18 protein-coding genes are annotated in these 23,023 nt (G+C 70.5%); 10 read left to right on the top strand and 8 right to left on the bottom strand.

Annotated features, from left to right (window positions below; translation table 11 throughout):
* Positions 1–113: 113 nt before the first annotated feature.
* Positions 114–2,396 (bottom strand): (Fe-S)-binding protein, encoded by a 2,283-nt coding sequence (locus G3I53_RS03650; protein ID WP_164334037.1) that lies wholly within the window; start codon positions 2,394–2,396, stop codon positions 114–116.
* A gap of 443 nt (positions 2,397–2,839) precedes the next feature.
* Between G3I53_RS03650 and dnaK the strand changes: the two genes are divergently transcribed.
* The 5 genes from dnaK (at position 2,840) to G3I53_RS03625 (ending at position 8,464) form a co-directional block, all read left to right on the top strand.
* Complete coding sequence (dnaK, locus tag G3I53_RS03645) at positions 2,840–4,693, top strand: molecular chaperone DnaK (RefSeq protein ID WP_164334036.1); 1,854 nt, start codon at positions 2,840–2,842, stop codon at positions 4,691–4,693.
* On the top strand, positions 4,690–5,364 hold the full coding sequence (gene grpE / locus G3I53_RS03640) for a nucleotide exchange factor GrpE (RefSeq protein WP_164334035.1): 675 nt from the start codon (positions 4,690–4,692) through the stop codon (positions 5,362–5,364). The genes dnaK and grpE overlap by 4 nt, the downstream gene beginning before the upstream one ends.
* A 36-nt stretch (positions 5,365–5,400) precedes the next feature.
* On the top strand, positions 5,401–6,579 hold the full coding sequence (gene dnaJ, locus G3I53_RS03635) for a molecular chaperone DnaJ (protein WP_164334034.1): 1,179 nt from the start codon (positions 5,401–5,403) through the stop codon (positions 6,577–6,579).
* A 5-nt stretch (positions 6,580–6,584) separates the two neighbouring features.
* A complete protein-coding gene (locus G3I53_RS03630; RefSeq protein WP_164334033.1) occupies positions 6,585–7,037 on the top strand; it encodes a helix-turn-helix domain-containing protein in 453 nt (150 codons plus the stop codon).
* A 317-nt stretch (positions 7,038–7,354) separates the two neighbouring features.
* The gene (locus G3I53_RS03625) at positions 7,355–8,464 is read left to right on the top strand and encodes a substrate-binding domain-containing protein (protein WP_203591802.1); all 1,110 of its coding nucleotides are present in this window, start codon (positions 7,355–7,357) and stop codon (positions 8,462–8,464) included.
* A gap of 54 nt (positions 8,465–8,518) precedes the next feature.
* Here the strand turns inward: G3I53_RS03625 and G3I53_RS03620 are convergent, their stop codons facing one another.
* Positions 8,519–8,698, bottom strand: coding sequence for a hypothetical protein (locus tag G3I53_RS03620; protein WP_164334031.1), 180 nt, complete (start codon positions 8,696–8,698; stop codon positions 8,519–8,521).
* Between the two features lie 264 nt (positions 8,699–8,962).
* Here G3I53_RS03620 and G3I53_RS03615 point away from each other — a divergent pair, with 264 nt between their 5' ends.
* Complete coding sequence (locus tag G3I53_RS03615; protein WP_164334030.1) at positions 8,963–10,000, top strand: helix-turn-helix transcriptional regulator; 1,038 nt, start codon at positions 8,963–8,965, stop codon at positions 9,998–10,000.
* Here G3I53_RS03615 and G3I53_RS03610 read toward each other — a convergent pair.
* Both G3I53_RS03610 and G3I53_RS03605 read right to left on the bottom strand, forming a co-directional pair.
* Complete coding sequence (locus tag G3I53_RS03610; protein WP_164334029.1) at positions 9,963–10,952, bottom strand: LuxR family transcriptional regulator; 990 nt, start codon at positions 10,950–10,952, stop codon at positions 9,963–9,965. The two genes, G3I53_RS03615 and G3I53_RS03610, sit on opposite strands and share 38 nt — an antisense overlap.
* Entirely contained in the window at positions 10,949–11,941 is a 993-nt protein-coding gene (locus G3I53_RS03605; RefSeq protein ID WP_164334028.1) for a helix-turn-helix transcriptional regulator, read from the bottom strand. Before G3I53_RS03605 ends, G3I53_RS03610 begins: the two co-directional genes overlap by 4 nt.
* 381 nt (positions 11,942–12,322) lie before the next feature.
* Here G3I53_RS03605 and G3I53_RS03600 point away from each other — a divergent pair, with 381 nt between their 5' ends.
* The 4 genes from G3I53_RS03600 (at position 12,323) to G3I53_RS03585 (ending at position 17,286) form a co-directional block, all read left to right on the top strand.
* Positions 12,323–12,619: a (2Fe-2S)-binding protein gene (locus G3I53_RS03600; protein WP_164334052.1), complete on the top strand. Its 297-nt coding sequence runs from the start codon at positions 12,323–12,325 to the stop codon at positions 12,617–12,619.
* Between the two features lie 458 nt (positions 12,620–13,077).
* A complete protein-coding gene (gene clpB, locus G3I53_RS03595) occupies positions 13,078–15,675 on the top strand; it encodes an ATP-dependent chaperone ClpB (RefSeq protein WP_164334027.1) in 2,598 nt (865 codons plus the stop codon).
* A gap of 255 nt (positions 15,676–15,930) precedes the next feature.
* On the top strand, positions 15,931–16,455 hold the full coding sequence (locus G3I53_RS03590; protein WP_164334026.1) for a YbjN domain-containing protein: 525 nt from the start codon (positions 15,931–15,933) through the stop codon (positions 16,453–16,455).
* Positions 16,456–16,668: 213 nt separating this feature from the next.
* Positions 16,669–17,286 (top strand): DUF1707 domain-containing protein, encoded by a 618-nt coding sequence (locus G3I53_RS03585; RefSeq protein ID WP_164334025.1) that lies wholly within the window; start codon positions 16,669–16,671, stop codon positions 17,284–17,286.
* 208 nt (positions 17,287–17,494) lie between these two features.
* Here G3I53_RS03585 and G3I53_RS03580 read toward each other — a convergent pair whose 3' ends face one another.
* The 4 genes from G3I53_RS03580 to G3I53_RS03565 form a co-directional block, all read right to left on the bottom strand.
* Positions 17,495–19,180, bottom strand: a complete 1,686-nt coding sequence (locus G3I53_RS03580; protein ID WP_164334024.1) for a TIGR04141 family sporadically distributed protein — start codon at positions 19,178–19,180, stop codon at positions 17,495–17,497.
* Between the two features lie 149 nt (positions 19,181–19,329).
* Positions 19,330–19,752 (bottom strand): hypothetical protein, encoded by a 423-nt coding sequence (locus tag G3I53_RS03575; protein WP_164334023.1) that lies wholly within the window; start codon positions 19,750–19,752, stop codon positions 19,330–19,332.
* Positions 19,749–22,250 carry an AAA family ATPase gene (locus G3I53_RS03570; protein ID WP_164438014.1) on the bottom strand — a complete coding sequence of 834 codons (2,502 nt, stop codon included), beginning with the start codon at positions 22,248–22,250 and terminating at the stop codon, positions 19,749–19,751. The genes G3I53_RS03575 and G3I53_RS03570 overlap by 4 nt, the downstream gene beginning before the upstream one ends.
* 129 nt (positions 22,251–22,379) lie before the next feature.
* Positions 22,380–23,003 carry an ATP-binding protein gene (locus G3I53_RS03565; protein ID WP_203591409.1) on the bottom strand — a complete coding sequence of 208 codons (624 nt, stop codon included), beginning with the start codon at positions 23,001–23,003 and terminating at the stop codon, positions 22,380–22,382.
* Positions 23,004–23,023: the final 20 nt, after the last annotated feature.

Genomic DNA, 23,023 nt, shown 5'->3' with positions numbered 1-23,023 from the left:
CGGGGGTGAAGGGGAGGGGGAGCTACGCCGAAGGGCCGCCCGTGGCGGGCGGCCCTTCGGGGTGCTGCGTGCCGTGGCGTGGCTGCGTGCCGTGGCGTGCTCGGCCGCTCGGCCTACTTGACCGGCTCCGGTTCCGGTGCGTCCTCGGTCTCCGCCTCGCCGGCTGGGTCCAGCGGGGTCTTGACGGACTCCAGCAGGAGCTGGGAGACGTCGACGACCTGGATGGACTCCTTGGCCTTGCCGTCGTTCTTCTTGCCGTTCACGGAGTCCGTGAGCATGACGAGGCAGAACGGGCAGGCGGTGGAGACGATGTCCGGGTTGAGGGCGAGGGCCTCGTCGACGCGCTCGTTGTTGATGCGCTTGCCGATCCGCTCCTCCATCCACATCCGGGCGCCGCCGGCGCCGCAGCAGAAGCCGCGTTCCTTGTGGCGGTGCATCTCCTCGTTGCGCAGGCCCGGGACCTTGCCGATGATCTCGCGCGGGGGCGTGTAGATCTTGTTGTGGCGGCCCAGGTAGCACGGGTCGTGGTAGGTGATGAGGCCCTCGACCGGGGTGACCGGGATGAGCTTGCCCTCGTCCACCAGGTGCTGGAGCAGCTGCGTGTGGTGGATGACCTCGTAGTCGCCGCCGAGCTGCGGGTACTCGTTGGCGAGGGTGTTGAGGCAGTGCGGGCAGGTGGCGACGATCTTCTTCGCCGACGCGGGCTTCTTCGACTCGGGCGTGACGTTGCCCTCGTCGTCGATCTCCTCGCCGAAGGCCATGTTCAGCGCGGTGACGTTCTCCATGCCGAGCTCCTGGAACAGGGGCTCGTTGCCGAGGCGGCGGGCGGAGTCACCGGTGCACTTCTCGTCGCCGCCCATGATCGCGAACTTGACGCCCGCGATGTGCAGCAGCTCCGCGAAGGCCTTGGTGGTCTTCTTGGCGCGGTCCTCCAGGGCGCCGGCGCAGCCGACCCAGTAGAGGTACTCGACCTCGGAGAGGTCCTCGATGTCCTTGCCGACGACCGGGACCTCGAAGTCGACCTCCTTGAGCCACTCCAGGCGCTGCTTCTTCGCCAGGCCCCAGGGGTTGCCCTTCTTCTCCAGGTTCTTGAGCATCGTGCCCGCCTCGGAGGGGAAGGCGCTCTCGATCATGACCTGGTAGCGGCGCATGTCGACGATGTGGTCGACGTGCTCGATGTCGACGGGGCACTGCTCGACGCAGGCGCCGCAGGTGGTGCAGGACCACAGGACGTCGGGGTCGATGACGCCGTTCTCCTCGGCGGTGCCGATCAGCGGGCGCTCGGCCTCGGCGAGGGCGGCGGCGGGCACGCCGGCCAGCTGCTCCTCGGACGCCTTCTCCTCGCCCTCCATCGTCTTGCCGCCGCCGGCGAGCAGGTAGGGGGCCTTGGCGTGCGCGTGGTCGCGCAGCGACATGATCAGCAGCTTGGGGGAGAGGGGCTTGCCGGTGTTCCAGGCGGGGCACTGCGACTGGCAGCGGCCGCACTCGGTGCAGGTGGAGAAGTCCAGCAGGCCCTTCCAGGAGAACTGCTCGACCTGGGAGACGCCGAAGACGTCGTCGTCACCGGGGTCGGTGAAGTCGATCGGCTTGCCGCCGGAGGTCATCGGCTGCAGGGCGCCCAGGGCGGTGCCGCCGTCGGCCTCGCGCTTGAACCAGATGTTGGGGAACGCCAGGAAGCGGTGCCAAGCGACGCCCATGTCGGTGTTGAGCGAGACGGTGATCATCCAGATCAGCGAGGTGCTGATCTTGATCATGGCGACGAAGTAGACCAGGTTCTGCAGCACGCCGACGGACAGGCCCTTGAAGGCCAGGACCAGCGGGTACGAGGCGAAGTAGGCGGCCTCGTAGCTCTCCACGTGGTGCAGGGCGCCCTCGAGGCCGCGCAGGACGTAGATCGCCAGGCCGATGGTGAGGATGACGTACTCGACGAAGTACGCCTGCCAGGCGGTGGAGCCGGTGAAGCGGGACTTGCGGCCGGCCCGGGAGGGCAGGTTCAGCAGCCGGATCACCATGAGCACGGCGATGCCGATCACCGTCATGACACCGATGAACTCGATGTACATCTCGAACGGCAGGAAGCCGCCGAGGACCGGGAGCACCCAGTCGGCCTCGAAGAGCTGGCCGTAGGCCTGGGCGAGGGTCGGCGGCAGCGTCAGGAAGCCGATCGCGACGAACCAGTGGGCGACACCGACGATGCCCCACCTGTTCATGCGGGTGTGGCCGAGGAACTCCTTCACCAGGGTCACACTGCGCTGGTAGGGATTGTCGGTCCGGGTGCCGGCCGGGACCGGCTGGCCCAGCCTGAAGTACCGGACGAACTGGCCGATCGCGCGTGCGATGAGCGCAACGCCGACCACGGTCAGTACCAGCGACACGATGATCGCGGCGAGTTGCATGGGGGCTCCTCGGGCCTGCGAGGGGTTCGGTGAGGGTCGTCCTCAGGGTGCTCCATGACGGGCTTCCCCGAGATTACTAAGCGGTAACTTATGCAGTCCGTTTGAGACTACCCCTATCTTCAGCCGCACTGTAGCCGGGCGCGGGGTGATCTGAGTCGCTGAGGGTTGCCTGAGAGGGCACCCGGAGGGCGCCCGCGCGGGGCGGTGACCAGATCGCCGCAAAAGGGGGCATCGCCCTCTAACCTATCTCCGGAGGGCGCGCGTGCGATGTGCGGCCCCGCAGCTGTTCCGGCCCCCTCGGTGGCGCCCCTCTCCCGCGCGTGTGGCGGTTGCGCGTAAGGAACGGATAAGAGTTGAGCCCGGTCGACTCAGCTCTGTTGATTCTGCGCGGCGAGTCAGGCATGCTTGAGTCTGATCCACTCAAGTCAGCTGGAGGAATCGAAATGGCACGTGCGGTCGGCATCGACCTGGGCACGACTAACTCCGTCGTCAGCGTTCTGGAGGGCGGCGAGCCCACCGTCATCACCAACGCCGAGGGCGCCAGGACCACGCCGTCCGTCGTCGCCTTCGCCAAGAACGGTGAGGTGCTGGTCGGCGAGGTGGCCAAGCGTCAGGCGGTCACCAACGTCGACAGGACCATCCGGTCGGTCAAGCGCCACATGGGCACCGACTGGAAGATCAACCTGGACGGCAAGGACTTCAACCCGCAGCAGATGAGCGCCTTCGTGCTGCAGAAGCTGAAGCGGGACGCCGAGGCGTACCTGGGCGAGAAGGTGACCGACGCGGTCATCACCGTCCCGGCGTACTTCAACGACGCCGAGCGCCAGGCCACCAAGGAAGCCGGCGAGATCGCCGGTCTCAACGTGCTGCGGATCGTCAACGAGCCGACGGCCGCCGCCCTGGCCTACGGCCTGGACAAGGACGAGCAGGTCATCCTGGTCTTCGACCTCGGTGGCGGTACGTTCGACGTCTCCCTGCTGGAGATCGGTGACGGCGTCGTCGAGGTCAAGGCGACGAACGGCGACAACCACCTCGGTGGTGACGACTGGGACCAGCGCGTCGTCGACTACCTGGTCAAGCAGTTCCAGTCCGGCCACGGCGTGGACCTGTCCAAGGACAAGATGGCGCTGCAGCGCCTGCGTGAGGCCGCGGAGAAGGCCAAGATCGAGCTGTCCTCGTCGACCGAGACCACGATCAACCTCCCCTACATCACCGCGTCCGCCGAGGGCCCCCTGCACCTCGACGAGAAGCTCACCCGCGCGCAGTTCCAGCAGCTGACCGCGGACCTGCTGGAGCGCTGCAAGACGCCGTTCAACAACGTCGTCAAGGACGCCGGCATCCAGCTCAGCGAGATCGACCACGTCGTTCTCGTCGGTGGCTCCACCCGTATGCCCGCCGTCGCCGAGCTCGTCAAGGAGATGACCGGCGGCAAGGAGGCCAACAAGGGTGTGAACCCGGACGAGGTCGTCTCGATCGGTGCCGCGCTCCAGGCCGGCGTGCTCAAGGGCGAGGTCAAGGACGTCCTGCTGCTCGACGTCACCCCGCTGTCCCTCGGTATCGAGACCAAGGGCGGCATCATGACCAAGCTGATCGAGCGCAACACCACGATCCCGACCAAGCGCTCCGAGATCTTCACGACGGCCGAGGACAACCAGCCGTCCGTGCAGATCCAGGTCTACCAGGGCGAGCGCGAGATCGCCGCGTACAACAAGAAGCTGGGCATGTTCGAGCTGACCGGTCTGCCGCCGGCGCCCCGTGGCGTCCCGCAGATCGAGGTCTCCTTCGACATCGACGCCAACGGCATCATGCACGTCACGGCCAAGGACCTCGGCACCGGCAAGGAGCAGAAGATGACCGTCACCGGCGGCTCCTCGCTGCCGAAGGACGAGGTCGACCGGATGCGCCAGGAGGCCGAGAAGTACGCGGAGGAGGACCACGCCCGCCGCGAGGCCGCCGAGTCCCGCAACCAGGGCGAGCAGCTCGTCTACCAGACGGAGAAGTTCCTGGCCGACAACGCGGACAAGGTGCCCGGCGAGATCAAGACCGAGGTCGAGTCCGCCGTCGCCGAGCTGAAGGAGAAGCTCAAGGGCGACGACACCGCCGAGATCCGCACCGCCACCGAGAAGGTCGCGGCCGTCTCCCAGAAGCTGGGCCAGGCCATGTACGCCGACGCCCAGGGCGCGCAGGCCGCCGGTGCCTCCGCCGGAGCCGGTCCGGATGCCGGTGACGCCAAGGCGGACGACGATGTGGTCGATGCCGAGATCGTGGACGACGAACGCAAGGACGGTGCGGCGTGACGGAAGAGACTCCGGGCTTCGACGAGCAGCAGCAGCCGCAGCAGCCCGACGTTCCCGCCTCTTCCGACGACACCGAGCCGACGGCCGCCGCCACTCCCTCCTCCGAGGAGGGGGCGGCCCAGGTCGGGGACGCGGGTCAGAACGCGGCCCTGGTGGCCCAGCTGGACCAGGCGCGGACCGCGCTCAACGAGCGCACCGCCGACCTCCAGCGCCTCCAGGCCGAGTACCAGAACTACCGTCGCCGCGTGGAGCGGGACCGGGTCGCCGTGAAGGAGGCGGCGGTCGCCAACATCCTCGGCGAACTGCTGCCCGTGGTCGACGACATCGGCCGCGCGCGGGACCACGGCGAACTGGTCGGCGGGTTCAAGTCCGTCGCCGAGTCGCTGGAGGGCACGCTCGCGAAGATGGGCCTGCAGCAGTTCGGCAAGGAGGGCGAGCCCTTCGACCCGACGATCCACGAGGCCCTGATGCACTCCTACGCCCCGGACGTCACCGAGACGACGTGCGTGGCGATCCTGCAGCCCGGGTATCGCATCGGCGAGCGCACCATCCGCCCCGCGCGGGTGGCCGTCGCCGAGCCCCAGCCGGGCGCGCAGCCGGCCAAGCAGGCGGAGGAGCAGCAGGCCGAGGCGGAGGACGACAAGGAGACCGGTGGCCCGGAGGAGGGCTGACGTCACGAAGGACACGCGGAAGGAGGGACGTCGGGGATGAGCACGAAGGACTTCATCGAGAAGGACTACTACAAGGTCCTCGGCGTCCCCAAGGACGCCACCGAGGCCGAGATCAAGAAGGCGTACCGGAAGCTCGCCCGCGAGTTCCACCCGGACGCCAACAAGGGCAACGCCAAGGCGGAGGAGCGCTTCAAGGAGATCTCCGAGGCGAACGACATCCTCGGTGACCCCAAGAAGCGCAAGGAGTACGACGAGGCCCGCGCGCTGTTCGGCAGCGGCGGGTTCCGTCCCGGCCCCGGGGCGGGCGGCGGCTCCTTCAACTTCGACCTGGGCGACCTCTTCGGGGGCGCCCAGGGCGGCCAGGCCGGGGCCGGCGGCTTCGGCGGCGGCCTCGGTGACGTCTTCGGCGGCCTGTTCAACCGGGGCGGCGCGGGCACCACGCGCACCCAGCCGCGGCGCGGGCAGGACATCGAGTCCGAGGTCACCCTCAGCTTCACCGAGGCGATCGAGGGCGCGACGGTCCCGCTGCGGATGTCCTCGCAGCAGCCCTGCAAGGCCTGTTCCGGCACCGGCGACAAGAACGGCACACCGCGCGTGTGCCCGACCTGTGTCGGTACCGGGCAGGTCGCGCGGGGCAGCGGGGGCGGCTTCTCCCTGACCGACCCGTGCCCGGACTGCAAGGGCCGCGGGCTGATCGCGGAGCACGCCTGCGACGTCTGCAAGGGCAGCGGCCGGGCCAAGTCCTCGCGGACCATGCAGGTGCGCATTCCCGCGGGTGTCAGCGACGGGCAGCGCATCCGGCTGCGCGGCAAGGGCGCCCCGGGCGAGCGCGGCGGTCCGGCGGGCGACCTGTACGTCGTCGTGCACGTCGGCACCCACCCGGTGTTCGGCCGCAAGGGCGACAACCTCACCGTCACCGTGCCCGTCACCTTCGCGGAGGCGGCGCTCGGCGGCGAGGTCCGGGTCCCGACCCTGGGAGGCCCTCCGGTCACGCTGAAGCTGCCGCCGGGCACGCCCAACGGCCGCACCATGCGGGCGCGGGGCAAGGGCGCGGTCCGCAAGGACGGCACCCGCGGTGATCTGCTGGTCACCGTCGAGGTGAGTGTTCCGGGGGACCTGTCGGGGAAGGCTCGTGACGCGCTGGAGGCGTATCGCGAGGCGACCGCGGACGAGGATCCGCGGGCGGATCTGTTCCAGGCCGCGAAGGGAGCTTGATACAGATGGACGGCCGTCGACGCAACCCGTATGAACTGACCCAGGACACTCCGGTCTACGTCATCTCGGTGGCGGCCCAGCTCTCCGGTCTGCACCCGCAGACCCTGCGTCAGTACGACCGTCTGGGGCTGGTGTCCCCGGACCGCACGGCCGGCCGTGGCCGCCGCTACTCCGCCCGCGACATCGAACTGCTCCGTCAGGTGCAGCAGTTGTCGCAGACCGAGGGCATCAACCTGGCCGGTATCAAGCGCATCATCGAACTGGAGAACCATGTCGCCGCCCTCCAGGCCCGGGTGGCCGAGCTGGAGGACGCCGTGGACGGGGCCGCCGCGGCGATGCGTCAGCGGGAGGCCGCGGTGCACGCCTCCTACCGGCGTGACCTGGTGCCCTACCAGGAGGTCCAGCAGACCAGCGCGCTGGTGGTGTGGCGGCCGAAGCGGCAGCAGCAGGCCGACTGACACCGGCGGCCGGTGAAGACACGCGTGGAGCCCGGAGGTTCAGCTGCCTCCGGGCTCCCGCGCGTGTGAAGGGAGTGGCGGCACTTCCTCGACCGCCCGCGCGCATTCCGCTCACGGTTGTGCGGGACGCATGCAGGGGTGTGCGGAGAACCTCCATGCCCCCTTCGCGAGGCCCTCACGAGTTCAGCGGACCGTGATGTGTCCATCTCGTTAAGTGGTTCCACTTGACTCCGGTGGTGGCTGAAGCGTTGGCTTTCAGTCACAAGGGTCGCAAAGTTGTGCCCACGTCCCGAACGCACCCCGAAGTGAGCTGTCGCATGCGTCGCAATGCCATATCCGTCGTGGCTGTCACCTCGTTGTCCGTCGTGCTCGCCGGCTGCGGCATGCTCGACGCGACGGGCAGCAGCGACGACGCGAGTCCGGCCAAGGGCAACGACATCCGGGTCGGCCTGCTGCTCCCGGAGAAGTCCAACACCCGCTACGAGCAGTTCGACTACCCCATCTTCAAGAAGAAGGTGGACTCGCTCACCAACGGCAAGGGCAAGGTCGACTACGCCAACGCGGACGCGAGCGCGGACAAGCAGGCCGGGCAGATGCAGCGGATGATCGACGACAAGGTCGACGTCATCGTGCTCGACGCGGTCGACTCGAAGGCGATCGCCGACGGGGTGAAGCGGGCCAAGGACGCGGGCATCCCGGTCATCGCCTACGACCGGCTGGCCGAGGGCCCGATCGACGCGTACATCTCCTTCGACAACGAGCTGGTCGGCGAGGTGCAGGGACGCTCACTGCTGGAGTCGCTCGGTGAGAAGGGCGACCTCACCGACAAGATCGTGATGATGAACGGCTCGTCGACGGACCCCAACGCCAAGCAGTTCAAGGCGGGCGCCCTGTCCGAGCTCAAGGGCAAGGTGACCATCGCCAAGTCCTACGACACCAAGGACTGGAAGCCGGAGAACGCCGAGGCCAACATGGCCGAGGCGATCAACGCCATCGGCAAGGACGACATCGCCGCGGTCTACTCCGCCAACGACGGCATGGCCGGCGGCATCATCAAGGCCCTGCAGGCCGCCGGGGTGACCGACATGCCCCCGATCACCGGCCAGGACGCCGAACTCGCGGCCGTCCAGCGCATCATCAGCGGCGAGCAGTACATGAGCGTGTACAAGTCCTACCCCGAAGAGGCGGAGAGCGCCGCCGAGATGGCGGTGGCGAAGGTCCAGGGCCGGTCCATCCAGTTCGACGCGCTGACCCGGGACCGGGTGGACAGCCCCACCGACAAGAACATCCCGGCCCAGCTGGTGCCGGTGGTGGCGCTGACGCAGGACAACATCCAGGACACCGTCATCGCCGACGGCATCTACACCAAGTCGGACATCTGCACCGCCAAGTACAAGGCGGCGTGCAGCGCGATCGGCCTGAAGTAGTCCCCCGCGCGGGAAGGCGCGGCCCCGGCCGGGGGGACGGCCGGAGCCGCGCGTCTAGGGAGCGGGGGAATCGGGCGGGCAGTCCTCGCCCAGCAGCCTGAGCCACTCCCGCTCCCGGTCCGTGAGCAGACCCGGACCGGGAGCGGACACGACGCGTTCCGTGCCGTCCACCTCGGGCGGCGGAGCGGCCGACGCCGCCCGGATGCCCGGCTGTTCGGTTTCCCACCTGGTCACAGTGGTGCCTTCCCCCGTCACGCGTCGCTCCCGGGACCGCCGGCCGGCGGTCCCGGGGCGGTTTCCCCCGGTGCACCGACCTTGGCACCGGCCGTGCGCCGTCACCACCCTCATCTTGTTGCGGCCCGTCATACCTGAGAGGGGGAATACCGGACGGATGGGTACTTATCGTGACCGGCGCGTGCGGGAGTCGTGTTGCGGATCACGTTCCGTCCGCGCATAGTTGCGCTTCGGAATGCGGCGCAACCGGGGGTGGGACGGGCGATGGCCGGGCACGGGACGGACGGGCATCCGCACGGTGCTGACCGGCTGTGCGGGGCCGGGGACCGCGTCTACTCCCGCGCCGTGCGCCGCGGACGGGTGCCGCGCCGGGACGCGGAGCCCGTGCCGTGCCTGCTGGAACTGGCGCTGCTGCACCCCGATCCGGACGACATGGACTGGCTGGTGCCGACCTCCCCGCAGGAGGTCATGACCCGGCTGCTGCGCGGTATGTACGACGAGGTCAGCGAGAGCCAGCGCCGGGTCGGGGCGGCCGTGGAGGCGTTCGAGTGGTACGCCGGTCTGGGCCGTCACGTGCCGCCGGCGGTGTCGGCGGAGGGCCCCGCGATCCGGGTGCTGGACGGGCTGGCGCGTATCCAGGCCGCGATGGACGAGGCGACGCAGGCGTGCACCGCCGAGGTGCTGACCGTGCAGCCCGGCGGCATCCGGCGGGAGGCGGAGCTGTCGGAGGGCATGCACCGGGCGATGGCGCTGCGGGGCCGCGGCGTGCGCATGCGGGACCTGTACACGCACGTGGCGCGGCACGGCCACGGGCTGCTGTCCTACCTGGAGCTGATGGGCGACGCGGTGGAGGCGCGCACGCTGGACGAGGTGATCGAGCGGCTGATCCTCTTCGACCGCACGGTCGCCTTCATCCCCGCCAACTCCGAGCGCACGATGGCGCTGGAGCTGCGGCACCCGGCGCTGGTGGAGTACCTGGGCACGGTCTTCGAGCGCCTGTGGCGGCTGGCCATCCCGCTGACGGCCCCGCTGCCCGACACCGGCATCGAGGGCATCTCGCACCGCGAGCAGTCCATCGCGGCGCTGCTGGCGGAGGGCCACCAGGACGCGGTCATCGCCGAGCGGCTCGGCATAAGCGTGCGCACCTGCCGCGCGCACATCGCCCGGCTCTCCGAGACCCTGGGCGCGGCCAGCCGCACCCAGTTGGGCGTGCGCATCGCCCAGGCCGGCCTGGACGGCCCCCGGCCCCGGCCGGCGGCCCCGCTCACGCTTCCGGGTCAAGGATCCCCGAGCGTGCGATGAGGTAGCCGAGCTGCGCCCGGCTGCTGCTGCCCAGGGTCGCGGCCAGCTTGGCGATGTGGACGCGGGCGGTACGGATGTTCATGCCGAGGCGCTCGGCGATGACGGCGTCGGTGTGGCCCTCGGTGAGGAGTTGGGCGATGGCGCGCTGGCGGGGGGTGACGCCGTTGACGCTGCGCAGGTCGGCGGTCCTCAGGTACATCGGTGGGGCCAGCCGCCAGAAGCGGTCGAAGGCGGTGCAGAGGTAGGTGACGATCGCCGGGTGCCGGATCTCGATGGCCACGGAGCCGTCCTTGTCGGCGGGGAGGAACGCGACCTCCCGGTCGATGAGGATGAGGCGGTCCATGACCTCGTCCAGTGCGCGGACCTCGACGTCGCCCTGCAGCCGCTCGTGGCGGGCCGTCACGATGGGAAAGTGGCGGACCGTGGCCTGGTACAGGGTGCGGATGCGGCCGCCGCGGTCCAGGAGGCTCTGGTCCCGGGCGAACGAGACGACGTCGGCTATCTCGCCCCGGCGGCCGGTCAGGCCCGCGCGCGGCTGCACGGTGAGCACTTCGTGGCGCGCCTCGTTCATGGCTTCCGTGATGGCCTCGTTGATCCGCGTCGTCCCGCTGAGCACCCGGAGGGTCGGTGGGTCGGCGGGTGCGGCGCCGCTGTCGTCGAGGCGCAGCAGCGGCTCGAAGGTGTGGGCCAGTTGTTCTTCCTGTCGGCGTACCTGCGCGAGGCGCTCCGCAGAGACGCGCAGCAGCCGCTGCAGGGCCACCGCGGGGGCGACCGGCTGGAGGCGTTCCAGGTCGTCGACGGCCGGGTGCAGGAGGCCGGAGTCCACGAGACACGGCGCCTCCCGGGCCTCCGCGGCGGTCACCTGGCCCTCGCGCAGGGCGCGTTCGTAGAGTGCCGTACCCGCCGGGCAGAGTTCACCCGGCCCGTGCTCGGTGTGCGGCGGCGGTGTCACTTGACCGTGGCCTCCTGGTTGAGGATTCCCGACTGGGCGATCAGGTAGCCGAGTTGGGCCCGGCTGCCGCTGCCGAGGGCGGACGCCAGCTTCGCTATGTGGGCGCGGCAGGTGCGGACGTTCATGCCGAGCCGCCGTGCGATCGCCTCGTCCACGTGTCCTTCCACGAGGAGCTTGGCGATGGAGTGCTGGATCTCGGTGATGCCGTCGGGTGCCGTCTCGTAGGGGGCGCCGACGCTGAGGGGTACCGCGCGGCTCCACATGAACTCGAACACCTTGCGCAGATAGCGCACGAGGCCGGGATTGCGCAGTTCGAGGGCGACCTGCTGGTCGTCGCGGCTGGGGATGAAGGCCACGGTCTCGTCGCAGATGATGAGACGCTCGACGAGTTCGTCGATCGTCCGGTGCTCGACCTTGCCGTCGGAGAGTTTCTCTGCGTAGGCGAGCTTCTCGGGGCTGTATCGCGCGGTGTGCTGATACAGCGTTCTGATGCGCACACCGCGTTCGATGAGGGGCCGGTCCCGCTCCAGCCCCTGGATCAGGCTGCGTTCCGGCCGGTTGCCACTCGGCTGGACCGTGAGCATTTCGGTCTGGCACTCCGCCGTGGCCAGGTTGAGTGCAGCGTTGATGCGCTGACCGCCTTCGAGGACCGTGATGGAGTCGCTGGGCGTCGCTGCCTGGGCACTGAGTGCCATGAACGGGGCGAAGGTCTCCGACAGGTGCAGTGACTGGCGTCGGCGCTCGGCGATTTCGTACTCCAGCGGGTTGAGCCGCTGGGCCAGGACGATGGCCGGCGGAACGGGCAGCAGCCAGTCCGGATCGTCCGCATCGGGGTGGAGGAGGGCGAACTCGATGAGGCAAGGAGCCGCCTGGACATCCGCACGGGCTATGCGTCCGGCACGCAGTGCAGCGGTGTACAGTCGCGCCCCCTCCTTGCACAACTCCGTCACCGCATGGGGATGTGTCTCATTGGTCTGATTCGTTGGCAAATCTCCACCCCCCAGGGTCCTGAACGTGCAGGAACATGATGCATCGATCCTGTGGCCATAACGTGCCCGAATGAGCCATCGTCGTATGCGACGGGGGAAGAGGGGACCTTCAAGTGAGGACGAAGCCGACTATGCGTAACAGAATGCTTCGCTCGGTGCTTGTCGCCGCCTTCTCCGCCGTCATGGCCGTCGGAATTCTGGTCGGCCTGTCCGAGTCGAGCGGTGATGTGCAGGCTGACAGCGCTTGGCCCGCCAGGGTGACGAGTGAGATGCAGCCGGCGGACAGTGCGTGGCCGGCGCCCCAACCGATCGTGCCGTCGTTCGACGGAGCCGGGAGCTGACGTGACCACTCCACCCGACGACCGCTCCTTCCGCAGGGAGATGGCCACCGCCTACCGGTCCGGCTGGCACTTCATCGACCTGGTCACCGCCATCCCCCACAGCGGTGACTCGTTGATGGTGACGGTGTTCGGCGAACCGGTGGTGGTCACGCGGGACGAGGACGGTGACGTACGGGCGTACCGGTGTCTGCGCCGCCCCCGGGGCGCACCCCAGCCCGTGCGGTGTGCCATCCGGTACGGAATGATCTTTGTGAACCTGGACCAGCGGGACCACCAGCGGGTGGAGTCCGACTCCCCCGTGACCCGGACCATCTCGGCCACCCCCCGCAGTGCCTGACGCGATTCCCCCGTCGTAAAAGATCGCTCAGGTGCTTCCCCCCGCAGCGGCGTCACCGTGACCTGAACACGGTGACGCCGCTGCAGTTTGGGCGGACATGTGGGGCTATCGGGCGGCCCGCCCGATGGCCGGAACCGATCGGCCGTCCGTGCGGCCGCCGTCCGCCCTGCCCGACACCCCGTGCGACCCGGCCGCCCTGCGCGCGCCGGGTCCTCGTGTTTGCCTGGTGCCCGGCGAGTGGTTGTGCGGCCCCCGGTGCGTCGAGTCGCCCGGCCCCCGGCACCGTAAGAAGAGGCGGGGGTGCCCCGCTGGGGGCGGTCATGGTGTCGTGCGCGCCGGGAACTCGCCCGATGCGCTCCTCGTTCTGGCCTTGAGTGGAATAGACTCAAGTTTATGTACGTTGACCGAGTCAGCCACGAAGGCCGCTGAAGGGTCACCGCAAGGAGGAGAACGGACACGTGGACGCCGAGCTGACCAACCGGAGCCGGGACGCGATCAACGCCGCCGGCAACCGCGCCGTGACCGAGGGACACCCCGACCTCACCCCCGCCCACCTGCTGCTCGCGCTGCTCCAGGGGCAGGACAACGAGAACATCACGGACCTGCTCGCCGCGGTCGAAGCCGACCAGGCGGCCGTGCGCTCCGGGGCCGAGCGCGTCCTCGCCGGCCTGCCGAGCGTCACCGGGTCCACGGTCGCCCCGCCCCAGCCCAACCGCGAGCTGCTCGCCGTCATCGCCGACGCCCAGGCCCGCGCCCGCGACCTCGGCGACGAGTACCTGTCCACCGAGCACCTGCTGATCGGCATCGCCGCCAAGGGCGGGGCCGCCGGTGAGGTGCTGTCCCAGCAGGGCGCCACGGCGAACAAGCTGCAGGAGGCCTTCCAGCGGACGCGGGGATCCCGCCGGGTGACCACCGCCGACCCCGAGGGCCAGTACAAGGCGCTGGAGAAGTTCGGCACCGACCTCACCGCCGCCGCCCGGGAGGGCAGGCTCGATCCGGTCATCGGACGCGACCAGGAGATCCGGCGCGTCGTGCAGGTGCTGTCCCGGCGCACCAAGAACAACCCCGTCCTCATCGGTGAGCCCGGCGTCGGCAAGACCGCCGTCGTCGAGGGGCTCGCCCAGCGGATCGTCAAGGGCGACGTCCCCGAGTCGCTGAAGGACAAGCGGCTGGTCGCGCTCGACCTCGGGGCCATGGTCGCCGGGGCCAAGTACCGGGGCGAGTTCGAGGAGCGGCTGAAGACCGTCCTGGCGGAGATCAAGGAGTCCGACGGGCAGGTCGTCACCTTCATCGACGAGCTGCACACCGTCGTCGGCGCGGGCGCCGGCGGCGACTCCGCGATGGACGCGGGCAACATGCTGAAGCCGATGCTGGCCCGCGGCGAGCTGCGCATGGTCGGCGCCACCACCCTGGACGAGTACCGCGAGCGGATCGAGAAGGACCCGGCGCTGGAGCGGCGCTTCCAGCAGGTGCTGGTCGCCGAGCCGTCCGTCGAGGACTCCATCGCGATCCTGCGCGGCCTCAAGGGACGCTACGAGGCGCACCACAAGGTGCAGATCGCCGACAGCGCCCTGGTCGCCGCCGCGACCCTCTCCGACCGCTACATCACCTCCCGCTTCCTGCCCGACAAGGCCATCGACCTCGTCGACGAGGCCGCGTCCCGGCTGCGCATGGAGATCGACTCCTCGCCCCTCGAGATCGACGAACTCCAGCGCTCCGTCGACCGGCTGAAGATGGAGGAGCTGGCCATCGGCAAGGAGACCGACCCGGCCTCCCGGGAACGCCTGGAGAAGCTGCGCCGCGACCTCGCCGACAAGGAGGAGGAGCTGCGGGGCCTCACCGCCCGCTGGGAGAAGGAGAAGCAGTCCCTCAACCGGGTCGGTGAGCTGAAGGAGAAGCTGGACGAGCTGCGCGGCCAGGCCGAACGGGCCCAGCGCGACGGCGACTTCGACACCGCCTCCAAGCTGCTCTACGGCGAGATCCCCTCCCTGGAACGCGACCTGGAGGCCGCCTCGGAGGCCGAGGAGGAGGTCGCCCGGGACACCATGGTCAAGGAGGAGGTCGGCTCCGACGACATCGCCGACGTCGTCGCCTCCTGGACCGGCATCCCCGCCGGGCGGCTGCTGGAGGGCGAGACGCAGAAGCTGCTGCGCATGGAGGACGAGCTCGGCAAGCGCCTCATCGGCCAGACCGAGGCCGTGCGGGCGGTGTCGGACGCGGTCCGGCGCTCCCGGGCCGGGGTCGCCGACCCCGACCGCCCCACCGGTTCCTTCCTGTTCCTCGGCCCGACCGGTGTCGGCAAGACCGAACTGGCCAAGGCGCTCGCCGACTTCCTCTTCGACGACGAGCGGGCCATGGTCCGCGTCGACATGTCCGAGTACAGCGAGAAGCACAGCGTGGCCCGGCTGGTCGGCGCCCCGCCCGGCTACGTCGGCTACGAGGAGGGCGGCCAGCTCACCGAGGCCGTGCGGCGCCGCCCGTACAGCGTGGTGCTGCTGGACGAGGTGGAGAAGGCCCACCCGGAGGTCTTCGACATCCTGCTCCAGGTGCTGGACGACGGCCGCCTCACCGACGGCCAGGGCCGCACCGTCGACTTCCGCAACACCATCCTGGTGCTGACCTCCAACCTGGGCAGCCAGTTCCTGGTGGACCCGCTGACCAGCGAGACGGAGAAGAAGGAGCAGGTGCTGGAGGTGGTGAGGGCCTCCTTCAAGCCGGAGTTCCTCAACCGCCTCGACGACCTGGTGGTCTTCTCGGCGCTGACCAAGCCCGAGCTGGAGCGGATCGCCGCCCTCCAGATCGACCGGCTGGCCCGGCGGCTCGCCGAGCGCCGGCTCACCCTCGACGTCACCGACGAGGCACTCGCCTGGCTGGCCGACGAGGGCAACGATCCGGCCTACGGCGCCCGGCCGCTGCGCCGGCTGGTCCAGACCACGATCGGGGACCGGCTCGCGAAGGAGATCCTCTCCGGCGAGATCCGGGACGGCGACACGGTGCGCGTCGACCGCTTCGGCGACGAGCTCATCGTGGGCCCCGCCACCGGCAAGACCCTGTAGGCACCGGGCCGCCCGGGACACCGGGCCGGGCCCCGCGGCGGCACCCGCCGCAGGGCCCGGCCCGACCCGTTTCCGGCCCTGTGTTCCCGTGTGCGGTGGGTGCTCCCCTCAGGGGGTACCCGGGCCCCGGCAGGACCACAGACCGGATCATTGACCGGATCGAGTCAGCCGAGGGCTGACAGGCCCCGTCGGGGCTTGCCACGCCCCTCCCCGCATGGGAGAGGATGGCGGGATCCGTACGAAGGGAAAATCACGGTGAGCATCGACCCGTCCTCGATTCCAAGTTTCGGGGGCCAGCCCGAGCCGCAGCCCCAAGGACCGGCGGGCCCCGTCGTCCCGGATCAGGACCTCGTGAAGCAGCTCCTCGACCAGATGGAGCTGAAGTACGTCGTCGACGACGAGGGTGACCTCGCGGCGCCGTGGGAGCAGTTCCGTACCTACTTCATGTTCCGCGGTGAGGAGGACCAGCAGATCTTCTCCGTGCGGACGTTCTACGACCGCCCGCACCAGATCGACGAGAAGCCCCAGCTGCTCGAGTCCGTCGACGACTGGAACCGCCGGACCCTGTGGCCGAAGGTCTACACGCACACCCACGACGACGGCACCGTCCGTCTGATCGGTGAGGCGCAGATGCTCATCGGCATGGGCGTCAGCCTGGAGCACTTCGTGTCGTCCACGGTGAGCTGGGTGCGGGCCGCGATCGAGTTCGACAAGTGGCTCGTGGAGCAGCTCGGCCTGGAGCAGGACATCAACGAGGCGGACAAGCCCGACGACGAGTAGTCCGCCGCCCCCGGCGGCCGGCGGCACCGGCCAGGTGGACGCCGCGCGGGAGCAAGCACAGCACAGCCCGGCCCGGAGGCCGGCCGACCCGGCCGGCTGCGGGGCCGGGCTCTGTCGTGCCGGGACCGCGGCGGCCACTCCGCTCCGTCCGGCTTCGCCTCCCCGCCCGCGAATGCCCGCTCCGGGCGCCCGGAGCCGCCTAATCTTGTGGGCATGACAGCCCAGCCCCCGGAGCACCTGCCACAATCCGTCCCCCCGGGCGGTCTCCGCGCCTCCCACGACGACCGGGAAGCGGTGGTGGAGCAGTTGCGCGACGCGGCCGCCGAGGGGCGCATCGGCCTCGACGAGCTGGACGCGCGCTTGGAGCAGGCGCTGACGGCCAAGACCTACGCCGAGCTGGACGTCCTGACCGCCGACCTCCCCAAGCCGCAGTCCCCCGTCGACCAGCCACCCCTGGTACTCAAGGGCGGCCTGCACGGAGCGTCCCGAGGCCCCGGGAGCTGGGACGTCCCCGGGCACGTGATCGCCCGCGGCGGCCTGGGCGGCGTCAAGCTGGACTTCACGCGGGTCGAGTGCCGCCTGCCCGAGGTCACGGTGGAGGCGTACGGGGAGGCGGCCGGCGTCACCGTCGTCATCCCCGACGGCTGGGCCGCGGACACCGGCGCCCTGGACCCCGGCATCGGTGGCCTGAAGGACATCACCACCCCCGACCGCCTCCCCGGCACCCCCCTGATCCGGCTCACCGGGTCCGGCGGCATGGCGGGCGTGGTCGTCCGCCACCCCAACCGCTGGGAGCGGCGCAAGCTGAACAGCAATCCGGTGCGGCGTTAGCCTCGACATCGCGACCCAGTCCGGTCCGTCGGCCAAAAGGGGTGTCCTTGTGGCTTGGGGTCCGACCCACACCGTAGGGACGGCCCGGTGGGCTGATAGGCGGGGCGCTAACGAGTCGGAGCAGTTCGTCTCTCGACAGTCAGCGTGCGGTGGTCCGTGGTGGAGTATGGCATGCAGCTCGGTCTGAGGAGCAACCGTCACGCGAGGGTTACGCCACCAACCGCCGGATGCCCGGCGAGGCGCCGTCCGGCGGAGTGGAGGCGATGCCGCAGACCTCGACCTGGACACCCCACGCTTCGAGGGTCCTGGCCGTTTGTACCAGGGTGACCTGCGAGAACGGGAACAAGGTGTCGGCGGTGAGGTCGGTGCCGTCCTTCAGCAGGATCCCGAAGACGACCTTCGAAGGCCGGAAGCCTTCCGGCAGGCCGCTCCCCTTCCGGGCCGCGGCCACCTTCTCGGCGAACCGTTCCCTCCCTTCCGGGGAGTTCCGCAGCGTCTGCACGGCGACGAGCGCCTGGCTGAAGAGATGGCTCAGTGCGTCGGAGCCCTTGGCACGCTTCACCATGACCAGGACGTTGTCCGGGCTCAGCAGATCGCAGATCTCCACGCCGTTCCCGCGGTGCAGCGCGGTCCGGACGTTGTCGCGATCGAAGCAGACGTACCCGGGCCGCCGGTCCGGCACGGATTCGTTGTACGTGCGTTCCTTCTCCCCGAGCACCCACGGAGGAAGGTCGACGGACGGGGTGTCGGTGATCAGCCGTTCGACGTGCGAGCGGATCGTCCTGAGGTACTCCTGGTCGATCTCGTACCAGTGCCCGTCCATCAGGAAGAACCGGCGGGAGCCGAGGAACACCTCCGCCTCGATCCACCGGAGGGCGCTGGAGGTCCAGATCTCGTCGGCCCGGTCGGCGCGGCTGTGCCGGTAGAGGGTGACGGTTCCTTCCCGGAGCGCGGTCATACGGCTGCCCGCACGCTGCACCCGCGCCCGGCAGAGGACGTACTCGAGGTCGAAGTCGTTGGTCGACCGGCCGACCTCGGTGCTCCTGATCCTGGCCCTGAAGGCCCGGGCGGCCTCGTAGTCGTCCCAGTGGTCGGCGGGGACGGCGACGCGGATCCTCCCGTCGGGCTCCTGGCCCAGGAGGTCGTCGAGGACCGCCTCCAGGCGGGTGAGGAGGAGGGGGTCACCGACGGGCACGACGTGCTCGACGAACTCCAGCTCCGGGCTCGGCTTCTCCTCGCGCAGCACCCGGGCGATCGCACGGATGTCGGAGATCAGGTCGGTGCCCTCCACACCGAGCTGCAGACGCAGACCGGCACCGCCTTCGGCGCTGGAGATCCGCGCCGGGTTGTTCCGGGAGATGGTGAGCGGGATGTCGTCCAGGTGGCCACCGAGACGGCGCACGATCTGGGCGTGCTCCACGATGCCCAGGCTCCACACCGAGGCGCCGCCCGGGACCAGGGTGATGTCGGTGCGCCCTCCGCCCGGGGTGTGCGACACCAGGTCCCGGATCCGGCCGGGGTCCACCCGGCGGGACGCGAAGCCCAGCCCGAAGCGGTGGTCCTTCAGCCGTTCGGGCACCAGGCGGAAGCCCTGGTCGTAACCGATGGCGTACACCTCCCCGTCGACGGCGAGCATCAGCAGTCCGGCCGAGCGCTTGACCGGCAGCACCACCTCCACCCCCGTCGTACGGAAGACCTCGTCGCACCAGCTCGCGACGGGCTGCTCGAAGCTGCCGGTGACCAGGACCGCCGGTACATCGAGGCTCTCGGGGATGTCGAAGTCCGCATGGACCCGTTCCAGCTGGCCTGCGTCCAGGGCGTCGAACATCGCCTCGACGGTGGGGGCGACACCTCTGAGCCGGTACAGGGTTCGCTTGGACGTACGGGTTGTCATGGTTCCGCTCCTTGTGCGCGGGTGCGATAACGGTCGTCCCCGCGGTGTCGTTCTCACGTGTGTCTCCTTGCGGCGGCGCGCTCCGCGCCGCCGCGGGCAGGCCCCGCCTCCCGGTCACCGGGCGGGTAGGGGTCGGTGGCCGGCGGTGGTCAGGGGGCCAGCAGCGTGATGACCGCCGCGACCTCGGTGCGCCAGGCGCGCACCTGGTCCTCCGTGGGACCGATCTCGTACTGGTGGTAGTGGCAGCCCAGGCAGAGCCGGCTCCACACGGCCCTGGCCCGGCGGGCGGTCCCGGCCTCGGCGCAGCAGCGGAGCCAGAGGAGTGCGCCGCGCATGCTGCCCTCACGGATCGTGCGCGGTGCGCCGTGCGCGGTGAGACGGGCGGTGACCGCGCTCTCCAGGGCGGCCCGGAGGGCGAAGGCGGCACCGCGGCACCGGCTCGCTGTGGTGGCGGTGAGCACGGCGGCCGACGCGGGTGTGGCTGTGCCCGCCGCCGAGGTGTCCACGGGTTCGCCGTCGTCCCAGACGAGCAGGTCGGCGGTGTCGAGCAGCTGGCGGATCGTCGGGTTCACGGCGTGGCCCCCTCCGGCTCGCGTACGGTCCGGGCGACGGCCGCGACGTCCCGCACGAACCGGAGGGGATCCGGCATCGGGGTGCCGGACGGGTGCGCGCCCTTCTGGCACCGCCGGACGAGGTCCACCGCCTCGGGGCCGCACCGTCTGCGCAGCTCGCGGTAGACGTCACCCGCCGTCTTCGACGGGTCTCCGAAGAGGCCCAGGGCGGCGATGTCCAGCAGCGTGACGGCTGCCGCGACGGTCTTCTCCGCCTCGTGCTCGGGCAGTCCGGCGCGGTGCAGGCGCAGCCACGCGGCCTCGGCGAGGGCGCACTCCAGGACGGTGCGGCACAGACCGGGCAGGACGTGGGTCATGGCGGCCGGCGGGAGGTTCGGCGTACGGGCGAGGGCCCGCGCGTCGGCCAGCGCCTGCGCGACCGGATCGGTCACCCGGCGCACGCTCACCGCCGAGTTCTCCTCCCGCTCCACCTCCAGGACGGTCACGGGCAGTTCCTGACCGGTGAAGGCCCGCTGGAGCCGCGTGTCGTGGGTGAAGACCACGACCTGACGGGTCTCGCCGAGGTCGTGCAGGACCTTCGCGAGGCCGTGGACCTTCGCGGGATCCATGGACTGCACCGGGTCGTCGATGACGACGAACCCGAAGGGGCTGTCGGGAGCGGCGGCGCGCGGCAGGAAGAGCGAGAGCGCGAGGGAGTGCAGTTCGCCCTGGCTCATGACGCCGAGGGCCGCCGCCTCCGTCCCGTCCACAGACACGTCCATCACGAGCTTGCGCACGGCGGCCTTCTCGCCACCGGTCAGGCGTACGGAGCGCAGGTCGACGTTGCTCTGCTGGCGCAGTTCCTCCCAGATCCGCTGCGAGTGGTTCTCGAAGGGCCGCAGCCGTTCCTCGCGCAGCTCCGCACACGCCTCCTTGAGCCACTTGCGGGCCGCCCGGACCTGGCGCAGCCGCGGCTTGCCGGCGTGGGCGGCGCGCGCCCGGCCGAGCCAGGCGGCGAGGCGGGTGACGCAGCGCCGCCACTCCTCGTCGAGCTTCTCCAGCTCCCGGGCGGCCCCCTCCCGCAGGGCCGCGCAGGCGTCGGCGAGGACCAGCGCGGCGGTCTCGGCGCGGGTGGCGAGCCGCTCGGCGTCGTCGACCGCCCGGCAGGCCGCCCACTCCTCCCACGGGTCGACGAGTGGGGCGGGCAGCCACGCGGGGACCGGAGTGACGAGGTGGCGGACGGCGTCCTCCGCGTCCCGCAGCCCGGTGCGGGCCTGCCGCGCGGTGGCGGCCTCCTCCCGCAGGACCGCCACCTGCCCGGCGGCCCGGTCGGCCCACTCCTCGTCGAGCGGCCGGTCGGACCCGCACACCGGGCAGGTGTCCTCGTCCGTGTGCCGGCGGCTGTGCTCCAGGGCCCTGTCCAGCAGTTCGGCGCGCTGGTGGGCGTCCTCGGCACCCGAGGCGCGCACGTCGTCGAGCACGGCCACGGCCTCGCGCAGCCGGTCCACGGCCGCGCCGACCGCGTCGAGGTCGGGACCGGTCAGCCCGACGGTCGCACGCAGTTCCCGCAGACGGTCGTCGTCCGCGTCGGGCAGTCCGGTCACCAGGGCGTCCAGCCCGTCGAAGTCGGGAGTGCCCGACCCGGTGACGGCCGCGAGCGCGCGGGCCGCCCGGGGGTCGTCCAGCGCGGACAGCGCCTCGACGAGTGCGGGCAGTTCGGCCTCGGCGTCCTTCAGCGCGGAGGTGAGCGCCCTCTCGACGGCGTGGAGCCGCTCGTCCGCGGCCGTCAGTTCGCCGAGCCCGAGGATGGTGGCGACCGAGTCGTACTGCTCGCTGGGCCTGCCGCTGATGACCTTGTCGAGGTCGGAGTAGGACAGGAAGGGCCGGTAGTCGTTCAGCGCCCGCCCCCAACCGGCGTTCTCGAAGGGCCGCCGGCCGTGGCCCGGCCGCCTGAACTCGACCTCGGGGGCCGTGACGTCGTCGCCCGGCCAGGTGCACGTCAGCGTGGACGGCCGGGGGTCCCCCGCGAGGGCGAGCCGGACCTCTATCTTCGGGTCGGCCCCGTCGTGCAGGTTGCGCCAGTGCCGGCGCCACACCTCACCGCGCCTCTTGTCGAGCCGGGCGGTCCGGCCGGTGAACGCCATCTCGGCGCCTTCGGCGAAGCTGGACTTTCCCGAACCGTTGCGCCCCGTCACGAGGATGACACCGGGCTTCGCGTTCAGCGGCAGACGTGCCGTGCGGCCGATGCCGCGAAAGCCGCTCACACTGATGGATTCGAGGAACACCCGCTGGTCGGGAGAGGGGCTGTCGGAGGTGCCCGAGGCGGCTGCCACCTCGCTCAGCGCCTGGCGGAGCAGCTCCCGGGGCGCCTCGGCGAGGGCGGACGCGTCGAGGCGGTCGGCCAGGCGGGAGAGCGTCGAGGAGCCGGATGCAGGGCGGGGGCGGGTGCCGGGGCCCGGGGGCTGCTCGCTCCGCTCGACGCTCTCCGGGTGCTGGTTCTGCTCGGGGTGTTCCGACATGGCGCTCTCCGCCCTTCCGCGGTCCGTTCCGATGAGGAGTCGACCGGGCGGGACACGGTGCGGGGCGAGTGCCTTCGGCTCCGTGCGAGCCCGGTGTGACGGAACAGACGTTAGGGAGAGGAGAGAGATTCATACCATGATTGCGTTGATAACCCAGGTTATCGAAGTAGATGCTATTTGCAGCAGAGTTGGTGCTTCCGTGCGCACCTCTGCCCACACCGTCTTGCCCAAGGGGCGGCGAGGCGCCGAACCCCAGCGCACCGCCAGGGCTTCCACGAGGAGCAGCCCTCGACCGGACTCGCCTTCGGGAGGGGGCGGGGGAGCGGAGGTGGGTGGCTGCTTCGCGGAGGCGGCGTCCGCGACCTCGACCCGCACCAGGCCCGCGACCTCGTCGAGAGTGAGCAGGAGGCCGAAGTCCCGTCCGGGGACCCGGCCGTGCTGTACGGCGTTCGCCGCGAGTTCACCGACGACGAGGGCGATCGCGCACGACACGTCCGACACGGGCGGGTGACCCCACGCCTCCATGCACCGGACGGCGAAACGCCGGGCGAGCTGCGCACCTTGTGGTGAGGAGGTGCACTGCGCGGTGGCCGTGGGCAGCCCACTTGCGTTGTCGGCGAGCGTGACGATGTCCGAAGCGGGGGGCGTGGAGCTCCGCCGTGGCTCTTCCCGAGAGGCGGTCGCTCCTGTGAGCACGGCTTCGTCCGTCCTTCTCCATCGAGCTCGAGATGCCTCGTGACGTACACGATTCATCACTTTCCGTGTTCAACGTT

This window comes from Streptomyces sp. SID14436, from assembly GCF_010548465.1.
Taxonomy (GTDB): Bacteria; Actinomycetota; Actinomycetes; order Streptomycetales; family Streptomycetaceae; genus Streptomyces.
Note: the sequence above shows the minus strand (reverse complement) of the source record. Positions and strands in the feature narration are given on the sequence as shown.